Raw genomic sequence first — 20,065 nt, 5'->3', positions numbered from 1 at the left:
AGCGGAGCAGTGAGGCGATGTTTCAACAATCCCAGAACAGGACGGCGCGAAATTCGGCAATGGTGATGGGCGAGCTTGTCTATCATTCCATCGTCCGCTCGGTGCGCAAGAGCCATCGCAATGCCTTGGTGTCGTTGCTGAGCAATATGTTGCAGGTGGCGATCTTTGTTCTCGCCTTTTATGTGATGTTCACGATCTTGGGCCTGCGCGGCAATGCGCTGCGTGGGGATTTCTTGCTTTATATTATGTCGGGGATTTTTCTTTACCTGACCCATTCCAAGACATTGGGCGCGGTGGTCGGGTCCGAGGGGCCGGCCTCTCCGATGATGAAACATGCGCCGATGAATACCATTGTGGCGATTCTCTCGGCGGCGCTCGGCACGCTTTATATTCAGGTGCTTTCGCTCTTTGTGGTGTTGTTTATCTACTATGTCGCGGTGACGCCGTTTGAGATGGACCAACCGATTGCGGCCTTTGGCATGTTGCTTATCGCATGGTTCGTTGGCGTGGCTTTGGGCGTGGTTCTTTTGGCGATCAAGCCATGGGCGCCAGGGTTTGTGGGGATTTTCACCACCATCTACCAGCGGGCCAATATGATTGCCTCGGGCAAGATGTTTGTCGCCAATACGCTGCCCAGCTTTATGCTCGCCATGTTTGATTGGAACCCGCTGTTTCATTGCATCGACCAAGCGCGCGGCTATGTCTTTATCAACTACTCGCCGCGCTATAGCTCATGGGAATATGCGCTGATCATCGGGGTTATTTTGCTGATGGTGGGTTTGATGGGCGAGTTTTACACCCGCCGCCACGCCTCGGCCTCGTGGAGCGCGCGGCGGTGATCCGCTGCGCGATTGCGGTATTCGTTTTGATTGCGGGCGCGGCGCAGGCGCAAAACGCGGTTTTGCCTACCTATTATAATGTGCAAGGCGTTGCATCGGATGATGCGCTCAATATCCGTGCGCAGCCGGACGCCGGCGCGCCGGTTTTGGGCGTTAATCCACGACTCTGAGGGTCAGATTGATCCGCCCGCCTTTGGGCATCAGCGGCGAGGGCGCGAATTTGATCCGGTCCACCCCGTGATAGGTCAACCGCGCCGCGCCGCCCATCACCACCACATCGCCTGATTGCAGCCAGATCGCATCGGTCTTGCCGCCCCGCGCCGCATTGCCAATGCGAAACAGTCCTTCATTGCCGAGCGAGATCGAGACCACCGGATAGGCAAAATCGGCCTCGTCGCGGTCTTGGTGCAGTCCCATGCGCGCGCCTTCGCCGTAGAAATTCACCAAACAGCAATCGGGCGCGCGGGTGGTTTTCGACACGGCGCGCCAGACCGCCATCACGCTTGCGGGGATGTCGGGCCAAGGCGCGCCGTTCGGGTGGCGCGGTGCATAGCGATAGCCACGGGTGTCGGAGAACCAGCCGTATTTGCCCGCCGACGTCATCTGCACCGACATCGGTTTGCCGTAGGGCGTCATCGGCGAGAAGAGCGGCGCGGCGCGCACCACCTCGCGCAGATCCGAGAGCAGCGCCTCTTGCGCCCCCGCGTCCAGAAAGGATTTGTAAATCTCCAAGCCCCGCATCATCAGCGGTTTGGGCGCATCCCCGCGCGGCGCGATTTCTTCGTTGAGCGACATAGAACCCCCGTTTGGCGGCGCAAATTCACCGATTTTTCAGCTTAACTGCAAAAATAGCGCAAAATCTCGAAAACCCTAGCGGCACGGCGCTTGCAGGGCGAAATTCCCCTCCCTATATACGCTGCGAAGCGTGATGCACCGATCTTCTATCGGAGCGGGCAGCACACACCGAAATCGGGGCGCGGATGCCGTAACGGGTTTGCGTCTCGGGACATCGCCTTAAGTAGAAGGGATCTAAAAATGGCCAAAGTAATTGGTATCGACCTCGGAACCACGAACTCCTGTATTGCGATCATGGACGGCAGCCAGCCGCGTGTGATCGAGAACGCCGAAGGCGCGCGCACAACGCCGTCTATCGTTGCATTCACAGATAACGAACGCCTCGTCGGTCAACCGGCAAAACGCCAAGCCGTGACCAACCCCGACAACACCGTGTTTGGCGTCAAGCGCCTGATCGGTCGCCGGTTTGACGATGCGGATCTTGCCAAAGACCTCAAGAACCTGCCGTTCAGCGTCATCAATGGCGGCAACGGTGATGCATGGATCGAGGCCAAGGGCGAGAAATACTCTCCCTCGCAAATCTCTGCCTTCATCTTGGGCAAGATGAAAGAAACCGCCGAGAGCTATCTTGGCGAAGATGTTACGCAAGCCGTGATCACCGTGCCTGCCTATTTCAACGACGCACAGCGTCAGGCCACCAAAGACGCCGGCAAGATCGCCGGTCTCGAAGTGCTGCGCATCATCAACGAGCCGACCGCAGCGGCCTTGGCCTACGGTCTCGACAAAGAAGAAACCCACACCATCGCGGTTTATGACCTTGGCGGCGGCACATTCGACGTGACGATCCTCGAGATCGACGACGGGTTGTTCGAAGTGAAATCCACCAACGGCGATACTTTCCTTGGCGGTGAAGACTTTGACATGCGCATCGTCAACTACCTCGCCGAACAGTTCAAAAAAGAAAACGGCGTCGATCTGACCAAAGACAAGATGGCGTTGCAGCGTCTCAAGGAAGCGGCCGAGAAAGCCAAGATCGAGCTGTCCTCCTCGAGCCAGACCGAGATCAACCAGCCGTTTATCTCGATGGACCCCAATGGTGGCCAGCCGCTTCACCTTGTGATGAAGCTGACCCGCGCAAAGCTCGAAAGCCTTGTGGGCGATCTGATCAAAGCCTCGATCAAACCGTGCCAAGCGGCGTTGAAGGATGCGGGCCTGTCCACATCGGACATCGACGAGGTCGTTTTGGTGGGCGGGATGACCCGTATGCCCAAAGTGATCGAAGAGGTGACCAAATTCTTTGGCAAGGAGCCGCATAAGGGTGTGAATCCTGATGAGGTTGTGGCCATGGGCGCCGCCATTCAGGCGGGCGTGTTGCAAGGCGACGTCAAGGATGTGGTTTTGCTCGACGTGACGCCTTTGTCGCTCGGGATCGAAACCTTGGGCGGCGTGTTCACCCGTTTGATCGACCGCAACACGACCATTCCGACCAAGAAATCGCAGGTCTTCTCGACCGCCGAGGACAACCAGAACGCGGTGACGATCCGCGTGTTCCAAGGCGAACGTGAAATGGCGGCGGACAACAAGATCCTCGGTCAGTTCAACCTCGAAAACATCCCGCCCGCCCCGCGCGGCATGCCGCAAATCGAAGTGACCTTCGACATTGATGCCAACGGCATCGTGTCGGTGGGCGCGCTCGACAAGGGCACGGGCAAAGAGCAAAAGATCACGATCCAAGCCTCCGGCGGTCTGTCCGACGAGGATATCGAGAACATGGTCAAGGATGCCGAAGCCAACGCCGAAGCGGACAAAGAGCGCAAGGAATTGGTCGAGGCCAAGAACCAAGCCGAAAGCCTCATCCATTCGACCGAAAAATCGATGGAAGAGCATTCGGACAAGGTGGACCCGACCACGATCGAGGCCATCGAATTGGCCATCGCCGCGCTCAAGGACGAGCTTGAGACCGAGAATGCCGAGAAGATCAAATCGGGCATCCAGAACGTGACCGAAGCGGCCATGAAGCTGGGCGAGGCGATCTATAAGGCGAGCCAAGACGAAGGCAATGACGAGCCGATGGCCGCCGACGAGGGGGCCGGAGCGGGCGACGACGATATCGTGGACGCCGACTTCGAAGACCTCGGCGACGACAAGCGCTCGTAAGCGCCAATCGGAACGAAACAGGGGCCGGCCGGCAACGCGCCGCGCCGGCCCCTGACGTTCCATGAAGGGGGAACCCAATGGCAAAACGTGACTATTACGATGTGCTTGGCATCCAAAAGGGTGCTTCGGCAGACGAGATCAAAAAGGCCTATCGCAGCAAAGCGAAGGAATTTCATCCCGATCGCAACGCCGACAATCCAGATGCCGAAACCAAATTCAAAGAGGCAAATGAGGCCTATGAAGTGCTCAAGGACGGCGACAAAAAGGCGGCTTATGACCGTTACGGCCATGCGGCTTTCGAGGGCGGTATGGGCGGCGGCGGCCCGCGCGGCGGCCATCCCGGACAGCAGGGCGATTTCGCCTCGGCGTTTTCGGATGTCTTTGACGATCTGTTTGGCGATTTCATGGGCCAACGCGGCGGTGCGGGCGCGGGCGGCGGACGCAGCCGCGCGGCGCGCGGATCGGACCTGCGCTATAACCTACGGGTGAGCTTGGAAGAGGCCTTCTCGGGTCTGCAAAAAACCATCAATGTACCCACTTCGGTGGCTTGTGATGGCTGCGACGGTTCGGGCGCCGAGGGCGGCGCGGAGCCTGCGACCTGTCCGACCTGTTCGGGCATGGGGAAAGTGCGCGCACAGCAAGGGTTTTTCACCGTCGAGCGCACCTGCCCGACCTGCTCTGGCCTTGGTCAGATCATCAAAAACCCCTGTAAATCCTGCGGTGGCAATGGCCGCGTGCACAAAGACCGCTCCTTGGCCGTCAACATCCCTGCGGGGGTGGAAACCGGCACGCGCATTCGTCTGTCGGGCGAAGGCGAGGCGGGGATGCGGGGCGGGCCTGCGGGCGATCTGTATATCTTTATCGAGGTCGAGCCCCATGCGATTTTCGAGCGCGAGGCGAGCAATCTGTTTTGCCGCGTGCCGGTGTCGATGGCGACTGCCGCCTTGGGCGGTGATATCGAAGTGCCGACCATCGATGGCGGTCGCAGCCGCGTGAAAATCCCGTCAGGCAGCCAATCGGGCCGTCAAATGCGCCTGCGTAGCAAGGGCATGCCGGCGCTGCGCGGTGGCGGAGCGGGCGATATGTTTATCGAACTGGCCGTCGAGACGCCGGTGAACCTGACCAGCCGACAAAAGGAAATCCTGCGCGAGTTCGAGGACCTGTCCGAAGACAACAACCCCGAGAGCAAAAGCTTCTTCTCATCCGTGAAGAACTTTTGGGACAGCATGAAGGGGTGAGCGCCGTCTCGCAAAAGCTCCAGTGGAGCTTTTGAGGCGCGAACGGGCGGAGCCGAAGGGCCGAGCGCCGTCTCGCAGGGGGCGAGCGCACAGCCCGCCGGATGATTTCAAGCAGGCCTCCCGATGGTTTTGGGGGGCCTGTTTTCATTTGGGCGGGGCGGATCGGGTTAACAAATCGGTAACCATGTTTGCGCCATGATGACCCCATGCGTGATGCCAATGCCTTCAATGAAGCGCCGATGTCGCTGTTCGGGCCCGATGAGGCGCCCGAAGCGCCGCTCCCGTCGGGGCGGCTGCCCTCCTATATTCGCGATCATCGCAAGCGGCTTCGCGACAGGTTCATGAGCGGCGGCGCGACGGCCTTGCCCGATTACGAGATGCTCGAATTGGTGCTGTTTCGCGCGATCCCGCGGCAGGATGTGAAACCTTTGGCGCGCCGCCTCCTGGATGTGTTCGGTGATTTCAATCGCGTGCTCTCGGCCGCGCCGGAACGGATTTTGGCGGTGGAGGGCGCGGGAGAGGCGGTGCTCACGGAGTTGAAAATCGTCGAGGCGGCAGCGCACCGTTTGTCGCGCTCGAAGGTGATGCAACGTCATGTGATCTCAAGCTGGGATGCGATCATCGACTATTGCCACACCACGATGGCGCACCGCGAAACCGAACAGTTCCGCATTCTCTATCTTGACCGCAAGAACGTGTTGATCGCCGATGAAGAGCAGGCGCGCGGCACGGTGGATCATGTGCCGGTCTATCCGCGCGAGGTGGTCAAGCGGGCGCTTGAATTGAACGCCAGTGCGCTGATTTTGGTGCACAATCACCCGTCGGGCGATCCGACCCCCTCGCAGCAGGATATCGATATGACCGATCAGGTGAACCGCGCCGCCATGGCCTTGGGCCTGACGGTGCATGATCATTTGATCATCGGGAAATCGCGTGAATTGAGTTTTCGCGCCGAAGGTTACCTTTAGGCGCGGTTTTCCACGGGAATTTTGTGTCAACCGCGTGGCCTTAAACATCTTTTTTACCCTCCCTGCGGATGATGGCGGATGATCCATTAACGCCGCGCTGGTCGGGAGATAGGCATGAGCCTAGCCAACAAACTGTCAGAAGAGCGCCGCGCACGGCTCGCGGCGGAGCGTTTGTTGGAGCAAAAACAGGCGGAGCTTTATGCCGCCAACCGTAAACTGGGCCGCCACGCGCGCCAGCTTTCGGTCGAGATCGTCGAAACCCGCGCCGAGGTCAAAAACGTCCGCGACGAGAACAAGCGGGTGAAATCCGACCTGACGGTCGCGCATCAGAAAATCGAGATTGCCGAACGCCGCCTGTGGCATTCGATTGAAACCATTCAGGACGGGTTTGCGTTTTTTGATGCCGATAGCAAAATGATCGGTGCGAACCGCTCGTATATGTCTGTGTTCGACGGGCTCGAAGAGGTCCGCCCCGGCATCAGCTATATCCGTATTTTGCAGCTTGCCACCGAGGAGGGCATTATCAACATCGGCGATGAGCGCCCCGCGGCATGGCGCGCGCGGATGCTGGAGCGTTGGCAAGACCCCGCGCCCGAGCCGATCATCATCCGGCTGTGGAATGACGTCTATATCAAGTTCATCGACCAGCGCGGCGCGGGGGGCGATGTGGTGTCCTTGGCGCTCAATATCACCGATACGGTGCGCTACGAGAAGGAGCTCAAAAAAGAGCGCAGCAACGCCGAGGCGGCGAACCGCGCGAAATCTTCCTTCCTCGCCAATATGAGCCATGAAATCCGCACCCCGATGAACGGGGTTGTCGGCATGGCCGAATTGCTCACCGATACGGAGCTGGACGAAGAGCAGCGGCTTTATGTGAACACGATCAAGAACTCCGGCGAGGCGCTTTTGGTCATCATCAATGATGTTCTGGATTACTCGAAGATCGAGGCCGAAAAACTCAAGCTGCATCCCGAACCCTTTGATCTGGAGCGCTGCATCCATGAGGTGATCATGCTGTTGCAACCGCCCGCGCGCGACAAGGGCTTCGATCTTATGGTCGATTACGACATGTTCCTGCCGACGCAATATATCGGCGATCCGGGGCGCTTGCGGCAGATTTTGACCAACCTGCTCGGCAATGCGGTCAAATTCACGTCGAATGGCCACGTGTTGATCCGTGTTGTGGGCGTGCATCCCGAAGGCAGCGACGAAACCCATGTGCATGTCACCATCGAGGACACCGGCATCGGGATTCCCGCCGATAAGGTCGATCATATTTTTGGCGAGTTCAATCAGGTCGAAGACGAGCAAAACCGCCAGTTCGAAGGCACGGGGCTTGGCCTTGCCATCACCCAGCGTTTGATCAAGCTGATGGGCGGGAAAATCTGGGTCGACAGCGAGGAAGGGGTTGGCTCTGCCTTCGGGTTCCGCATCACGATGCCCGTGGCCGATACGCTTGAAGAGGTCGCGCCGGTCCTGCCTGCCAGTCTCAAGAGGGCCTTGATCGTGGATGACCACGAGGTCAATCGGGCGATTTTGGAAAAGCAGATGGATGTCTTGGGTATCCAGACCGTGTCTTGCACGAATGGCGCCGAAGCCTTGGCGGCCTTGGAGGCGCCTTTTGATCTGGTTCTGACCGATCACAATATGCCCGATATGGACGGGCTTGAACTGGCCGAAACCATCCGCGCGCGCGGATGCGATGTGCCGATTATCTTGCTCAGCTCCAACACCGGTTATGCCGAGCAAGACCCCGCAAGGGCGCATCTGCAGGGGATTTTGCAAAAACCCACGCCGCGGCGCGAGCTTTTTGCCAAGCTCAAATCCCTTGGCGCGGATGTAATCGAGGCCAGCGCCGAGGAGCGGCCCGCGCCCGCGCCCGAGGCAGAGGCCGAGATCGAGGTTGAACCCGTCGCGCGCCCGATGCGCATTCTGGCCGCCGAGGACAACAAAACCAACCAGTTGGTGTTTCGCAAGATGATCAAGACGCTGGATGTCGAGCTGTTGTTCGCGGCCAACGGGCTAGAGGCGGTGGCGGCGTTTCGGGACTTTAATCCCGATCTGATCTTCATGGATATTTCCATGCCCAAGATGGACGGCAAAGAGGCGACAAAAGAAATCCGCGCAATCGAGGCAGAGGCCGGCGGCCATGTCCCGATTGTGGCCTTGACGGCCCATGCGATGGACGGGGACAAGGACGGGATTTTGGCGGCCGGATTGGACCATTATTTGACCAAACCCTTGCGCAAGGCCGCGATCCACGAGACGATCATGGAGCATTGCCCCGAAGGCGCCCGCCCGCCGAAACCCGAAAGCGAAGAGCCTGCGCAAGCCGCCGGATAGGTCTACGCCTCGGGGTAGTCGCGCAAGAACACCCATTTATCGCCCTCGGACATTTCGGCCATATACCGGTATCCGCCAAGGTCAAAGGCCTTAAGCCCCTGCGCATCGGTGATCCGGTTTTGCACGATATAGCGCGCCATGGCGCCGCGGGCTTTTTTGGCGAAGAAGCTGACGATTTTGGCTTTGCCCGCCTTTTCTTCCATAAACACCGGCGTGATCACCCGCGGTTTGAGCGCCTTGAGGTCCACCGCGCCGAAATATTCCTGACTGGCGCAATTGACCAAAATATCCGATCCGGTTTGCTTGGCCTGTTTGTTGAGAGCCTTCGCAATCGTATCGCCCCAATAGTCATAAAGGTTCTTGCCCTTCTCGGTGGCAAGGCGGCTGCCCATTTCCAAACGGTAGGGTTCGATCGCATCGAGCGGGCGCAGCACCCCGTAAAGCCCCGACAGAATGCGCAAATGGTCTTGGGCATAGCGCATCTCGTCCGCGTCCAGCGTGCCCGCCTCCAGCCCTTGATAGGTATCGCCCGCAAAGGCGAGGGCGGCGGCTTTTTTCTCCATCTTGCCGAATTTGGCAAAACGCTCGGCGTTGAGCGCCGCGAGATTTTCAGAGATATGCATGAGCTTTTGCAAGGCGGGCGCATCAAGCGCGCGCGCCACGCCTGCCAATTCCTTGGCGCGGGCGGTGAAGGCGGGTTTGGTGGCCTCGATGCCTTCGACCGTGTCCATATCCATTTTCTTGGCCGGAGAGATGACAACCAACATCGAGGCTTCCTTTCAATTGCGTCTGCTGTATCTAGTCCGCGCTGTGCAGCACGTCCAGAAATGCGGCGGCAAATCTTTCGCTGCGCCGCGCGCCCAGCAGGCGGGTGATGGCCTCGGCGTCGCGCGGGCGTGCCTCGGCGATTTTTGCGATTTGCGCGGCAGAGCAGCTCATCGGTTTTTCCATACCGTCCGCGCCGCGCTCCATATCCTTTTGCGCGGCGACGAGGCGGTCGTATAGCGCGCCAGAATCGCGGCCCGCCAATTTGCGGCGCGACGGGTGCATGGCCTCGGCCTCGCCGTTGATCACCTTCAAAAACGCCGCGCCATAGCTTTCGAGCTTTTTCGCCCCGACGCCGCCGATGCGGGCCATCTCGTCGAGGTCGCAGGGGCGTTTTTCGGCCATCTCGATCAAGGTGCGGTCGTTGAAAATGATATAGGCGGGGGCTTTGGCCGCTTCGGCAAAGGCGCGGCGCTTGGCCTTGAGCGCCGACAAAAGCGGCGCATCCTCTTCGGACACCAAGGATTTGATCGCGGGGCCGCGCGAGGCAGCAGAGCGGATCGTGTCGCGGCGCAGGGTGATTTTCGCCTCGTCGCGCAGGATCGGCAAGGCGGGATCGGTCATGCGCAAGGCGCCGTGGCGTTCGGGATCGGGGCGCACCAGATCATGCCCCATCATCTGGCGGAACACGGCCTGCCATTGGCGGCGGTCATATTCCTTGCCGACGCCGAAGGTGGGCAAATCATCATGGCCGCGCGCTTGGACCTTCTCGGTCATATTGCCCAAAAGGATGTCGATCAAATGGCCTGACCCGAAAAACTCGCCGGTGCGCAGGATCGCCGAGAGGGCTTTGCGCACGGCGATGGTGCCGTCAAAGGTGTCGGGCGGGGTGTCGCACAGATCGCAATTGCCGCAATGCGCTTCGCTTTCGCCAAAATAGGCGAGCAGGTTCTTGCGGCGGCATTCGAGCGCCTCGGCCAGACCCAAAAGCGCGTTAAGCCGCCCGTGATCGGCGGCGCGCATTTCCGGCGGGGCGAGGCCTTCGTCGATCTGGCTGCGGCGCAGGCGGATGTCGTCGGGGCCAAAGAGGGTGAGCGTTTCGGCGGGGGCGCCGTCGCGGCCCGCGCGGCCGATCTCTTGGTAATAGGCCTCGATTGATTTGGGCAAATCCGCATGGGCGACCCAGCGGATATCGGGTTTGTCGACGCCCATGCCAAAGGCGACGGTCGCGACGACGATCAAACCGTCCTCTTGTTGGAACCGCCGTTCGGTGATGCGGCGGTCTTCGGCCTCCATCCCGCCGTGGTAGTGGCAGGCGCTATGGCCTGCCTCGCGCAGGGCGGCGGCGAGGCTTTCGGTCTTGTTGCGGGTGCCGCAATAGACGATGCCCGATTGCCCTTTGCGGGCGCTGGCAAACTCGAGGATCTGGCGGCGCGGCCCGTCTTTGGCGGCAAAGGCAAGGTGGATGTTGGGCCGGTCGAACCCGTGCAAAAAGCTTTGCGGGGCGGCGCCATCGAACAGGCGGCGGATGATCTCTTCGCGGGTTTCGGCGTCTGCCGTGGCGGTAAATGCGGCGAGCGGCACATCCAGCGCGCTGCGCAATTCGCCGATGCGCAAGTAGTCGGGGCGAAAATCATGGCCCCATTGGCTCACGCAATGGGCCTCGTCCACGGCGATCATCGACACATTGATCCGGCGCAGCATCCCGATGGCGCTGCCCGAGGCGAGCCGTTCGGGCGCGATATAGAGCAGCTTGAGCCGCTCCTCTTCGAGCGCTTGCCAGACCTCGGCGGTCTCTTCTTCGGTGTTGCCCGAGGTCAATGCGCCCGCCTCGACGCCGGCTTCGCGCAGGGCGCGCACCTGATCGCGCATCAGGGCAATCAGCGGCGAGATCACCACGGTGACCCCCTCGCGCATCAGGGCAGGGAGTTGGAAACACAAGGATTTGCCGCCGCCCGTGGGCATGATGGCAAGCACGTTTTGCCCCGTGCTGACCGCCTCGACGATCTCTTCTTGGCCCGGACGAAAGGCGTCAAATCCGAATACGTCTTTGAGCAGCTTGGCAGCAGCGGTCATGGGTGTCCTGTGGGCTTGTTTTTATGCTCTCAGCAGGTTTTCCCACGTTCCGCCGCGCACGGCAAGGCGGGGTTTAGTAGAAGGCGGCGATATTGTTGGCCAGCACGATGCGCAGGGCATAGATCGCGATCAGAACCACCAAGGGGGCAAGGTCGACGCCGCCCATCGGCGGCAGGATCGAACGCACACGGCTATAGACCGGCTCTAGGATGCGTTGCAGCATATGCCAGATTTGCGCGACCAGAGGCTGGCCCAGATTGAGCACCTGAAAATTGATCAACCAGCTCATGATCACATGGGCGATCACGAAGAACCACGCGATATCGAGGATCAGGGACAGGATCTGGAAAAGCGACAGCATGGCGGGGGTCCTTATTGGTTGCGCGTCCTAGGTAAGCATGGCGGCGCAAAAGGGCAAGTCTGACGCGCAGTCTTGGTTGACGCGGGGGTCGCTTGGGGTCAGCACGGGGTATCAGACCGTTAAAGGACGCCGCCGATGTATCCCTTCCTTCGCATGATCAAAGAGTTTGTGAAATTCCGCAATGCCGCGCCGCTTGGTGTGGACGGGGTGCATGTGTCGCATCATCGCTGCATGCCGTGGGACATCGATATGTTTTTCGAGCTTAACAACGGGCGCACCTTGACGCTTTATGATCTGGGCCGCTTGCCCTTTGCCAAACGCGCGGGGCTGTTTGCGGCGCTCAAATCGCAAAAATGGGGGCTGACCATGGCGGGGGCGACGGTGCGGTATCGCCGCCGTATCCGCACATTCGAGCGTTTCGAGATGCGCTCGCGGCTGGCCTGTTGGGACGCGCGGTTTCTCTATCTGGAGCAAAGCATGTGGCTGGCCAATGGCGAATGCGCCAATCACATCGTGTATCGCGCGGCATTGACGGACCGCAACGGGATCGTGCCGCCCGCGCGGGTGGCCGAAGTTTTGGGCGTGCCCGATGTCTCGCCCGCCATCCCGCCCCATATCGCCAAATGGATCGAGGCCGAAGACGCCCGCCCGTGGCCCCCGATGCAAGAGGCGGCGGGCTGAGGCGCGGGCAAAACGCTTGCCAGATGCCTGACTTGCCTGTCATATCGAGGGCAGGGATAGGGGACAGGCATGACAACGATTTCACCGCGCAAGCGCATTTGGGGCTGGTTTTTCTTCGATTGGGCGAGCCAGCCGTATAACACCTTGCTTTTGACCTTCATCTTTTCGCCCTTCTTTGGCGAATTGGTCGGGGACGGCGCCAAGGCACAGGCCGCTTGGGGCTTTGGCATTGGCGCGGCGGGATTTGTGATTGCGGTGCTGGCGCCGCTTTTGGGCGCGATGGCCGATACCTCGGGCAACAGGCTGCGGTGGATTTGGGGCTTTTCGGTGCTTTACGTCATCGGATCGGCGCTTTTGTGGACGGCGGCGCCTGACGATTTCGACATGTATTTCATCCTTTTCGCCTTTGCCATCGGCCTGATCGGGATGGAGTTCGCGACGATTTTCACCAATGCCATGCTGCCCGATCTGGGCCCGCGCGAAGAGATCGGGCGGATTTCGGGGCGCGGCTGGGCCTTTGGATATGTGGGCGGTTTGGTCACGCTTTTGTTGATGCTTGCGCTCTTTGCCGAAAGTGCCACGACGGGGCGCACGATGATCGGGATCGAGCCGGTGCTTGGCCTTGATCCGGCGGCGCGCGAAGGCACGCGGTTTGTCGGGCCGCTGACCGCAATCTGGTATGCGGTTTTCATGATCCCCTTCTTTTTGTGGGTGCGTGATCCCAAACCCGCCAAACCGCCCAAAGGCGCGCTTGGCACGGCGCTCAAGGGGCTGGGCCAAACGGTGCGCAAACTGCCGCAAACCCCCTCGCTCTTCAGCTATCTGGGCGCGTCGATGTTCTATCGCGATGCGTTGAACGGGATGTATTTCTTTGGCGGGCTTTACGCCCAAGGCGTCTTGGGGTGGAGCGTCGTGAACGTCGGGATTTTCGGCATTGTGGCGATCATCTTTGGCGCGATTTTCGCCTATATCGGCGGCGAGATGGATGTGCGGTTCGGGCCAAAACCCGTGATCCGCATCTGCATTCTGGTGCTGGCCTTTGTAGCGATTTCCATGGTCCTCGTCTCGCGCGAGAGCGTTTACGGCGTTTTTGTGGGACCGGAATCGAGCCTGCCCGATATCACCTTCTACATTCTTGGCGCGACCATCGGCGCGGCGGGCGGGGTGCTGCAAGCTGCGAGCCGCACGATGATGGTCAAACAGGCCAACCCCGAGCGGATGACCGAGGCCTTCGGCATCTACGGTTTGGCGGGCAAGGCGACGAGCTTCCTTGCCCCCACCGCCATCGGCATCGCCACCGCCGTCACCGGCAGCCAACAATTGGGCGTGACGCCGCTGGTTGTGCTTTTCCTTATCGGGCTGTTCCTGCTACGCTGGGTCAAACCCGAGGGAGATAGTGCAGTATGGTCCGGTTCTTCAAAGCCCTGAGTTTGGCAGTTTTCCTGAGCGCGTGCGGCGGCGGGGGCGGCGACAAACCCGCCCGCGAGGCGGCGCTCTCGACGCAAGCGACGGTGCCGCAATCCATGCGCGGCGTGCAGGCCAAACAGCTTTTCGGCGCCAAATCCGGTCCCTCGGCGCAGACCCCCGCACCCCATGGCGGATATGCCAAAGGCTGCCTTGCGGGCGGGGTGCAATTGCCCGAAACTGGACCGACATGGCAAGCCATGCGCCTGTCGCGCAACCGCAACTGGGCCTATCCCGAAACCGTGGATTTCGTCAAAGATCTCAGCCGCAAGGCCGCCGCACAGCCCGGATGGGCGGGCCTCTATGTGGGTGATATGAGCCAGCCGCGCGGCGGGCCGATGTTGACGGGCCACCGCAGTCACCAGATCGGGCTGGATGCCGATATCTGGATGTTGCCGCCAAAACGGCTCGACCTGAGCGCGGCGGAGCGCGAGAAAATTTCGTCGATTTCCATGCGCCGCAATGGCGGGGCCTATGTCAATTCAAGCTGGACGCGCGCCCATCATGAGATCTTGAAAGCGGCGGCCTCGGACCCGCGTGTGGCGCGTATTTTCGTCTTCCCCGGTGCCAAGGTGCAAATGTGCAAAGACGAGAAAGGGAACCGCAGCTGGCTCAACAAAATCCGGCCTTGGTATGGGCATCACTATCATTTCCATGTGCGGCTCAAATGCCCCAAAGATGCGCGCGGATGTGTGGATCAAGCCGCTCCGCCCGCCGGTGACGGATGCAAGGATGCGGAAAAATGGGTGCGTGATATTTTGAACCCGCCCCCCCCGAAACCGCGCGATCCCAATGCGCCCAAACCCAAACCGCGGCGTGAATACACCTTGTCGGACCTGCCTGCACAATGCGTCTCGGTATTGCAGTCGCGCTAGGCGCGCTGTGCCTGTATTTTGCCTCGTCCCGCCTTGCACAGGCTCAAAGCGCGCAGTTCGTCTCGCGCTTTGTCTGGAGCGAAAAGGCGCGGGCCTTTGGTGGAATTTCCGGTTTTGAACTGGCGCCGGATGGCGGCGCCTTTCGCGCCATTTCGGATCGCGGCACGCTATTGTCGGGGGTGCTGCGGCGCGAGGCGGGAAAAATAACCGGAGTTGAAAACCTGCGCATTGTGCAGCTTCGCGGCGCGCTGGGTGGCCCGCTGCGCGGCGCAATGCAGGATGCCGAAGGCTTGGTTTGGGACGGCGGTGATGAGGTCATTGTTTCCTTTGAGGGCAATCACCGGCTGGCCGCTTTCGATGCGGATGGCATGTTGCGCCGACCCTATCCGATCGTGCGCGAGTTTCTTGGATTTGCCAGCAATGGCGGATTGGAGGCCTTGGCGCGCGGGCCTGACGGCGCGCTTTATGCCCTGCCCGAGTTCGTAGCAAGGGACGGAAAAATAACGGTTTATCGCTATCTGAACGGGCGCTGGAGCGTGGCCATGCGCATTGAGGGCGATGCGCAGTTTTTGCCCGTGGGCGCCGATTTCGGTCCTGATGGCGCGCTCTATCTGCTGGAGCGGGACTTCACCGGACTTGGCTTTCGCAGCCGCGTGCGGCGCTTTGATATGAGCGATCCGGCGCGGGCGGGTGCTGGAGAGATTTTGCTGCAATCGCGGGCGCGGCAATTCGACAACCTCGAGGGGCTGTCGGTGTGGCGCGACGGGGCGGGGCGCATCCGGCTGACCATGGTGTCGGACGATAATTTTATGGTGTTCCAGCGCGGCGAGATCGTGGAATTTGTGATCGACACAGGGCTTGCAAAGCGCGGTGCGAAGGATTAGACGCCCCTGATCCGCGCCGATCCTCGGCGCCAAGTCGCCGCAACCTTGTAAAAACGGGCTCAAAAAATGAAAACTGCTTATTTTCCTGGCATTCTTGCCATGGCCGCGATTGTCGTGGCCTCCAACATCTTGGTGCAATTCTTGCTGCTTGATGGCCTCCTGACGTGGGGCGCCTTCACCTATCCTTTGGCCTTTCTGGTCACCGATGTGATGAACCGCGTCTATGGCGCCCCTGCCGCGCGCCGTGTGGTTTTGGCCGGTTTTGTGGTGGGCATCCTGTGCTCGCTGATCGGCAGCCAGATCATGCTCGAATTCGGCCCCGCCGTGCCCTTGCGCGTTGCTGTGGCGTCGGGCACTGCATTCTTGGTCGCGCAACTGCTTGATATTTCTGTGTTTAACCGGCTTCGCGCGGGGGCTTGGTGGCGCGCGCCCTTGGCCTCTTCGGTGGTCGGATCGGCGGTCGATACGGGGATTTTCTTCACCCTTGCCTTCTCCGCCAGCGTCTCCTTTGGCGCCAATGCCGATGCTGCCGTGGCTTGGGCATCGGACCCCGCGCCGTTGCTCACCGTTGGGGCGATGGCGCCGCTTTGGGTGACTTTGGCCTTGGCCGATTGGGGCGTGAAGCTGGCGATTGCCTTGGTCGCGCTTGTCCCGTTCCGCATCATTGTGGGGGCGATGCGCCCCTCGACCACATGATTTTGTTTTGACATCCAGAAAAACTGTGCTTTCCTGAAGATATCGAAAACATCAGAAAGGAGGTGCTCTAGTGTCTAATGAGGTCATGGAGAAAGGTGTCGGAACAGTCGGGAGGCACGCGACCTGAGGCAGCCCTCGGGAGCGAAAACTCCGGATTGGTGAGCGCCTAACCGGCCCCCACCTCCACATTCTCGAAGGGCCGTCCGCGCATGTTGGGCGGCCCTTTTGCATGTCAAAACCCCTGTCTGTATAACGTCGGTATTCTGTCGGTATTGCGTCGGTGGCAAAATGCGCCGCGCCGGACCGCCATACGCAGCCCCAAAAGGACGCGCCATGCCCCTGACCATCAGCCCCGAGATCACGATCGAAGATTGGGAATTGACCGAGCAGTTCGTGCGCGCCTCCGGTCCTGGCGGGCAGAACGTCAACAAGGTCTCGACCGCGGTCGAATTGCGCTTCGAGGCCGAACGCTCGCCCAACCTGCCGCCTGCGGTGAAAACGCGGCTGCGCAAACTGGCGGGGCGGCGGTGGACGAAAGAGGGGGCCTTGGTGATTTTCTGCGACGAGACCCGCCACCAAGCGCGCAACCGCGACATCGCGCGCGAGCGTCTGGCGGCGCTGATCGTGGAGGCGACCAAAAGGCCCAAGTTTCGCGTGAAGACCAAACCGACGAAAGGGTCTGTGCGCCGCCGCCTTGAGGCCAAAAAACAGCGCGGCGAGGTGAAGGCGCTTAGGGGGAAGGTGGAGTGAGGGGGTGCGCGCGCCCCTAAACCACTACCTCCATCCGGTCCTGATCGCCCACGCCGAACACGCGTTTATAGCGCTCGATTTCGGCTTTCGGGCCCATGGCTTTGTTGGGGTTGTCCGAGAGTTTGACGGTGGGGTTGCCATTGGCGCTGACGGCTTTGCAGACCAAGGAAAACGGCGCGAGGGCGTCGTCTTCGGTCAGGCCGCGAAAGTCGTTGGTCAGCAAGGTGCCCCAGCCAAAGGAGGTGCGCACGCGGCCTTTGAATTGCCCGTGTAGCTCGATGATTTTGTCGGTGTCCAACCCGTCCGAGAAGATCACCAGCTTTTTCGTCGGGTCCTCGCCGCGTAGCTTCCACCAATCGATCGCGACTTCGGCGGCGGCGGCGGGATCGCCGCTGTCGATGCGGATGCCGGTCCATCCGGCGAGCCAGTCGGGCGCGCCGTCGAGGAAGCCTTTGGTCCCGTAAGTGTCGGGCAAGATGATGCGCAGGTTGCCGTCATGCTCTTCGTGCCAATCGGCGAGCACGTCATAGGGCGCTTGGCGCAGGGCCGCGTCGGATTTTGCCAAGGCGCTGTAAACCATGGGCAATTCATGGGCGTTGGTGCCCACGGCCTCCAGATCGCGTTTCATCGCGATGAGGCAATTGGAGGTGCCTGTGAATTTATCGCCCAGCCCCTCGAGCATCGCCTGCACGGCCCAATCCTGCCACAGGTAGCTATGGCGGCGGCGGGTGCCGAAATCGGCGATGCGCAGCCCGTCCAGCCCGCGCAGCCTCTCGATTTTCTCCCAAAGTTTCGTCATGCCGCGCGCATAGAGCACCTGCAATTCGAATTTGCCCATATCGCGCAGAACCGCGCGGCCGCGCAGTTCCATCAGCACCGCCAGTGCGGGGATCTCCCAAAGCATCACCTCGGGCCATGAGCCTTCGAAGGTCAGCTCGTATTGATCGCCCTTGCGCTCCAGATGGTAGGGCGGCAATTGCAGGTTTTCGAACCATTCCATGAAATCGGGGCGGAACATCTGGCGTTTGCCGTAAAACGTATTGCCGCGCATCCATGTGCTTTCGCCGCGGGTCAGGCGCAGCGAGCGGATATGGTCGAGTTGCTCGCGCAATTCGCCCTCGTCGATCAGATCGGCCAAAGGGATCGAGGTCGTGCGGTTGATCAGCGAGAACCGCACCTGCGCCTCGGGGCGGTTGCGAAACACCGATTGGCACATCAGCAGTTTGTAAAAATCCGTGTCGATCAGGGACCGCACAATCGGATCGATTTTCCAATTGTGATTGTGAACGCGGGTTGCGATATCGACCATCTGCTGCTCTCCTTGGGGGCGAGATGCATAAAGCAGGGAAAACAGAGGCTTGGCAAGGTTTCGGTGAGGCTTGTGTGATACTGCCTCGCGAGGTGCCCAAAATAAGGAGAGCGGGATGCGAGAAATGGTGATGATCGGTGCGGCGGCTTTGGCGGCTGCGGGCGCGGCCTTGCCCGCCGCAGGGGCGCAATATTGGGATTACGGCGCGTGGCATGTCGCCGTCGAAGAGGTCGACACCGGCGAGGACCTGCGCCGCAGTTGCACCGCCTATACCGGCTATGACGGCGATCCGGGGTTGAAATTTTCGTTCAGCAATGGCGACGCCGGCCCGCCGGATTTCTTTCCCGACGTGATCGTGCATGAATACGCGATGCGCCATTACCAGACGGTGATGCGCGAGGGCGATGCCGCCTATGTGCGCTTTGACGACGAGGATACGATGGAGGCGGTGGTGCGCGGCTATCTCGAAGAGGATGTGTTTGAAAACGCCGAGATCGTCTATTCCCACCCCGTCAGCCTCTATGTGCTCGAAGCCATGCGCCGTAACTATCAGATGGAGGTCGTGGTGAACCATAAGGTGCTGCACACCTTCTACCTCGACGGATTCACCGCCGCCTATCTCAAGGCCGCCGAAGAATGCGGCTTCACCGGCGCGGGGTTGATGGAGGGCGGTTGAACCTAGGCCAAGGTCACCCCCGCGGCCTTCATCCCCTCCAATGCGGCGGCGAGGGATCCGTCCATGTCGATGGCGCGGCAGAGGGATTGGCGCACGGTGACGTCAAAGCCCAAGCGGGCGGCGTCGACCGCCGAGTAGTTCACGCAAAAATCCAGCGCGAGGCCGACCATGGTCAGCCGCGTGATCGCGCGCGTGCGCAGGTAGCCCTCAAGCCCCGTAGGGGTGGCGCGGTCGTTTTCGAAGAACGCCGAATAGCTGTCGATGGCGGGGTTATAGCCTTTGCGGATGATCAGATCGGCGCGGGCGGTGTCGAGCTGCGGGTGGAACTGCGCACCTTGGCTGGCTTGCACGCAGTGATCGGGCCAAAGCACTTGCGGCCCGTAGGGCATGTCGATCATCTCGAAAGGGGCTTTGCCCTTATGGCTGCTGGCAAAGGAGCTATGCCCCGCGGGGTGCCAGTCTTGGGTCAGGACCACGGCGTCGAACTGCGCCATCAGCGCATTGACCGGCGCGACAATCTCGTCGCCGCCCGCCACGGCCAAAGCGCCGGAGGGGCAAAAATCGTTTTGCAGATCAATGACGATCAGGGCGGATAGGGACATCGGGCGGCTCCGTGTGTGAGGGGCTGGGGGCAAGTCGGGTCAGGTCGGGTCGGGTCAGCGGTCGGGCCGCGCAGCAGGCTGGGGCAGGGCCAAGATGCCCCGCAGGGCGCGATCAATCAAGATGGCGGCGCGGCGCACAAGGTGCAGGTCGCAAGATGCAGAGCAACACGCAGGCCCGCGCCGCGGCAGGCGCGCGGCGGCGGGGCAAAAAAATCCGCCGCGCACGGGAACCTTTGGCGCGCTGCGGTGTTACTCTCTCAAGCCCGGCCGCAAAACGGTCCCAAGCCGGGGCGCATGAGATGGCGCGGTAAAACTGTAGGACCGCTGGCTCTGGACCCTTGTTGCGCTGCAAGCAGTCATCCCCCTGCGATACGTGCGCCGCGAGGATATATTGGCCCGCATAGGGCAAAATCTATTTTCCTTTTGGAAAGGCCCGCCGGATGTCCCTCGGCAGGGCCTTTCTTGTTTGCGGGCGGCGGCGCGGGGCGGGGGCGGGACGCGCGCGCGGTGCAGGGCGAAAAGCTGCATGGCAAATACCCTTATTTATAGGGGCGGGCATGGGGTTTGCCTCTTGCGCGGCGGGGCG

Annotated in this window: 18 protein-coding genes; 12 read left to right on the top strand and 6 right to left on the bottom strand. The window is 60.8% G+C overall.

What is annotated here, in order from left to right; genetic code table 11:
- Positions 1-17 precede the first annotated feature (17 nt).
- The gene (locus tag ABWV64_RS07645) at positions 18-839 is read left to right on the top strand and encodes an ABC transporter permease (protein ID WP_353343710.1); all 822 of its coding nucleotides are present in this window, start codon (positions 18-20) and stop codon (positions 837-839) included.
- Between the two features lie 153 nt (positions 840-992).
- On the opposite strand, the gene ABWV64_RS07640 is transcribed toward ABWV64_RS07645, so the two are convergent.
- Positions 993-1,634 carry an alpha-ketoglutarate-dependent dioxygenase AlkB family protein gene (locus tag ABWV64_RS07640; protein WP_353343708.1) on the bottom strand — a complete coding sequence of 214 codons (642 nt, stop codon included), beginning with the start codon at positions 1,632-1,634 and terminating at the stop codon, positions 993-995.
- Between the two features lie 240 nt (positions 1,635-1,874).
- Here ABWV64_RS07640 and dnaK point away from each other — a divergent pair, with 240 nt between their 5' ends.
- From dnaK to ABWV64_RS07620, 4 genes are all read left to right on the top strand, one after another.
- A complete protein-coding gene (dnaK, locus tag ABWV64_RS07635; protein ID WP_353343706.1) occupies positions 1,875-3,791 on the top strand; it encodes a molecular chaperone DnaK in 1,917 nt (638 codons plus the stop codon).
- A gap of 77 nt (positions 3,792-3,868) precedes the next feature.
- Positions 3,869-5,029, top strand: coding sequence for a molecular chaperone DnaJ (gene dnaJ, locus ABWV64_RS07630; RefSeq protein ID WP_353343704.1), 1,161 nt, complete (start codon positions 3,869-3,871; stop codon positions 5,027-5,029).
- 206 nt (positions 5,030-5,235) lie between these two features.
- A complete protein-coding gene (gene radC, locus ABWV64_RS07625) occupies positions 5,236-5,997 on the top strand; it encodes a RadC family protein (RefSeq protein ID WP_353343702.1) in 762 nt (253 codons plus the stop codon).
- A 114-nt stretch (positions 5,998-6,111) separates the two neighbouring features.
- A complete protein-coding gene (locus ABWV64_RS07620; protein ID WP_353343700.1) occupies positions 6,112-8,340 on the top strand; it encodes a response regulator in 2,229 nt (742 codons plus the stop codon).
- A 2-nt stretch (positions 8,341-8,342) separates the two neighbouring features.
- Here the strand turns inward: ABWV64_RS07620 and yaaA are convergent, their stop codons facing one another.
- The 3 genes from yaaA to ABWV64_RS07605 all read right to left on the bottom strand — a co-directional run bounded on the left by yaaA (position 8,343) and on the right by ABWV64_RS07605 (position 11,542).
- A complete protein-coding gene (yaaA, locus tag ABWV64_RS07615) occupies positions 8,343-9,107 on the bottom strand; it encodes a peroxide stress protein YaaA (protein ID WP_353343698.1) in 765 nt (254 codons plus the stop codon).
- A gap of 31 nt (positions 9,108-9,138) precedes the next feature.
- Positions 9,139-11,181 carry a DNA helicase RecQ gene (gene recQ / locus ABWV64_RS07610; protein ID WP_353343696.1) on the bottom strand — a complete coding sequence of 681 codons (2,043 nt, stop codon included), beginning with the start codon at positions 11,179-11,181 and terminating at the stop codon, positions 9,139-9,141.
- Positions 11,182-11,254: 73 nt separating this feature from the next.
- The gene (locus ABWV64_RS07605) at positions 11,255-11,542 is read right to left on the bottom strand and encodes a YggT family protein (protein ID WP_353343694.1); all 288 of its coding nucleotides are present in this window, start codon (positions 11,540-11,542) and stop codon (positions 11,255-11,257) included.
- Between the two features lie 135 nt (positions 11,543-11,677).
- On the opposite strand from ABWV64_RS07605, the gene ABWV64_RS07600 reads away from it, so the two are divergent.
- The 6 genes from ABWV64_RS07600 (at position 11,678) to arfB (ending at position 16,892) form a co-directional block, all read left to right on the top strand.
- A complete protein-coding gene (locus tag ABWV64_RS07600) occupies positions 11,678-12,223 on the top strand; it encodes an acyl-CoA thioesterase (RefSeq protein WP_353343692.1) in 546 nt (181 codons plus the stop codon).
- Between the two features lie 69 nt (positions 12,224-12,292).
- The gene (locus ABWV64_RS07595; protein WP_353343690.1) at positions 12,293-13,651 is read left to right on the top strand and encodes an MFS transporter; all 1,359 of its coding nucleotides are present in this window, start codon (positions 12,293-12,295) and stop codon (positions 13,649-13,651) included.
- A gap of 95 nt (positions 13,652-13,746) precedes the next feature.
- The gene (gene mepA, locus ABWV64_RS07590; RefSeq protein WP_502902638.1) at positions 13,747-14,562 is read left to right on the top strand and encodes a penicillin-insensitive murein endopeptidase; all 816 of its coding nucleotides are present in this window, start codon (positions 13,747-13,749) and stop codon (positions 14,560-14,562) included.
- Positions 14,535-15,446, top strand: coding sequence for an esterase-like activity of phytase family protein (locus ABWV64_RS07585; protein ID WP_353343686.1), 912 nt, complete (start codon positions 14,535-14,537; stop codon positions 15,444-15,446). The genes mepA and ABWV64_RS07585 overlap by 28 nt, the downstream gene beginning before the upstream one ends.
- Positions 15,447-15,512: 66 nt before the next feature.
- Entirely contained in the window at positions 15,513-16,142 is a 630-nt protein-coding gene (locus ABWV64_RS07580) for a queuosine precursor transporter (RefSeq protein WP_353343684.1), read from the top strand.
- 333 nt (positions 16,143-16,475) lie between these two features.
- Positions 16,476-16,892 (top strand): alternative ribosome rescue aminoacyl-tRNA hydrolase ArfB, encoded by a 417-nt coding sequence (gene arfB / locus ABWV64_RS07575; RefSeq protein WP_353343682.1) that lies wholly within the window; start codon positions 16,476-16,478, stop codon positions 16,890-16,892.
- A 16-nt stretch (positions 16,893-16,908) separates the two neighbouring features.
- Here the strand turns inward: arfB and pncB are convergent, their stop codons facing one another.
- Positions 16,909-18,201 (bottom strand): nicotinate phosphoribosyltransferase, encoded by a 1,293-nt coding sequence (gene pncB / locus ABWV64_RS07570; protein WP_353343680.1) that lies wholly within the window; start codon positions 18,199-18,201, stop codon positions 16,909-16,911.
- A 115-nt stretch (positions 18,202-18,316) separates the two neighbouring features.
- Here pncB and ABWV64_RS07565 point away from each other — a divergent pair, with 115 nt between their 5' ends.
- Positions 18,317-18,877: a hypothetical protein gene (locus tag ABWV64_RS07565; protein WP_353343678.1), complete on the top strand. Its 561-nt coding sequence runs from the start codon at positions 18,317-18,319 to the stop codon at positions 18,875-18,877.
- Between the two features lie 2 nt (positions 18,878-18,879).
- Here ABWV64_RS07565 and pncA read toward each other — a convergent pair whose 3' ends face one another.
- A complete protein-coding gene (gene pncA, locus ABWV64_RS07560) occupies positions 18,880-19,479 on the bottom strand; it encodes a bifunctional nicotinamidase/pyrazinamidase (protein ID WP_353343676.1) in 600 nt (199 codons plus the stop codon).
- Positions 19,480-20,065 lie beyond the last annotated feature (586 nt).

The sequence above is a fragment of the Litorivita sp. NS0012-18 genome, from assembly GCF_040371945.1.
Classification (GTDB): Bacteria; Pseudomonadota; Alphaproteobacteria; order Rhodobacterales; family Rhodobacteraceae; genus Litorivita.
This window is presented reverse-complemented; position numbering and strand designations above follow the sequence as displayed.

Bases quoted from the DNA above. Each gene is read 5' to 3' on its own strand.
- ABWV64_RS07645 (WP_353343710.1), top strand. From the start codon at position 18: ATGTTTCAACAATCCCAGAACAGGACGGCGCGAAATTCGGCAATGGTG.
- ABWV64_RS07640 (WP_353343708.1), bottom strand. From the start codon at position 1,634: ATGTCGCTCAACGAAGAAATCGCGCCGCGCGGGGATGCGCCCAAACCG.
- dnaK (WP_353343706.1), top strand. From the start codon at position 1,875: ATGGCCAAAGTAATTGGTATCGACCTCGGAACCACGAACTCCTGTATT.
- dnaJ (WP_353343704.1), top strand. From the start codon at position 3,869: ATGGCAAAACGTGACTATTACGATGTGCTTGGCATCCAAAAGGGTGCT.
- radC (WP_353343702.1), top strand. From the start codon at position 5,236: ATGCGTGATGCCAATGCCTTCAATGAAGCGCCGATGTCGCTGTTCGGG.
- ABWV64_RS07620 (WP_353343700.1), top strand. From the start codon at position 6,112: ATGAGCCTAGCCAACAAACTGTCAGAAGAGCGCCGCGCACGGCTCGCG.
- yaaA (WP_353343698.1), bottom strand. From the start codon at position 9,107: ATGTTGGTTGTCATCTCTCCGGCCAAGAAAATGGATATGGACACGGTC.
- recQ (WP_353343696.1), bottom strand. From the start codon at position 11,181: ATGACCGCTGCTGCCAAGCTGCTCAAAGACGTATTCGGATTTGACGCC.
- ABWV64_RS07605 (WP_353343694.1), bottom strand. From the start codon at position 11,542: ATGCTGTCGCTTTTCCAGATCCTGTCCCTGATCCTCGATATCGCGTGG.
- ABWV64_RS07600 (WP_353343692.1), top strand. From the start codon at position 11,678: ATGTATCCCTTCCTTCGCATGATCAAAGAGTTTGTGAAATTCCGCAAT.
- ABWV64_RS07595 (WP_353343690.1), top strand. From the start codon at position 12,293: ATGACAACGATTTCACCGCGCAAGCGCATTTGGGGCTGGTTTTTCTTC.
- mepA (WP_502902638.1), top strand. From the start codon at position 13,747: ATGCGCGGCGTGCAGGCCAAACAGCTTTTCGGCGCCAAATCCGGTCCC.
- ABWV64_RS07585 (WP_353343686.1), top strand. From the start codon at position 14,535: ATGCGTCTCGGTATTGCAGTCGCGCTAGGCGCGCTGTGCCTGTATTTT.
- ABWV64_RS07580 (WP_353343684.1), top strand. From the start codon at position 15,513: ATGAAAACTGCTTATTTTCCTGGCATTCTTGCCATGGCCGCGATTGTC.
- arfB (WP_353343682.1), top strand. From the start codon at position 16,476: ATGCCCCTGACCATCAGCCCCGAGATCACGATCGAAGATTGGGAATTG.
- pncB (WP_353343680.1), bottom strand. From the start codon at position 18,201: ATGGTCGATATCGCAACCCGCGTTCACAATCACAATTGGAAAATCGAT.
- ABWV64_RS07565 (WP_353343678.1), top strand. From the start codon at position 18,317: ATGCGAGAAATGGTGATGATCGGTGCGGCGGCTTTGGCGGCTGCGGGC.
- pncA (WP_353343676.1), bottom strand. From the start codon at position 19,479: ATGTCCCTATCCGCCCTGATCGTCATTGATCTGCAAAACGATTTTTGC.